The sequence below is a fragment of the Paraburkholderia sp. SIMBA_054 genome (genome assembly GCF_046534875.1).
GTDB classification, from domain to species: domain Bacteria; phylum Pseudomonadota; class Gammaproteobacteria; order Burkholderiales; family Burkholderiaceae; genus Paraburkholderia; species Paraburkholderia hospita.
In genome coordinates, this window is sequence record NZ_JAWRXV010001687.1 from 1 (window position 1) to 237 (window position 237).

The window sequence follows — 237 nt, forward strand, 5'->3', positions numbered from 1 at the left end:
GTGCAGGACACCGACGCCGCCAACCTGGGCCAGGTCCGGGAGATCGCGGGCGATTCGGGCGTCCGGCTGGACAACACGCTGCGCGTGGGCTTTGGCAACATCGTGCGTGCGGGCAGCCAGCCGGTCGTGTTGTGGACCGAGGCGCCGACTTCCCGCGCGGATGTGACCGCCCAGGGCGGGTCGGGCACCAAGTACGACAGCGATGCGAACAAGGTCGAGTTCTATGCCAACAACTAC

1 protein-coding gene is annotated in these 237 nt (G+C 67.5%); it reads left to right on the top strand.

The window, feature by feature from the left end; all coding sequences use genetic code 11:
- Positions 1–237, top strand: a 237-nt coding sequence (locus tag SB822_RS60840) for a hypothetical protein (protein ID WP_410859619.1), incomplete at both ends; no start/stop codon positions are given.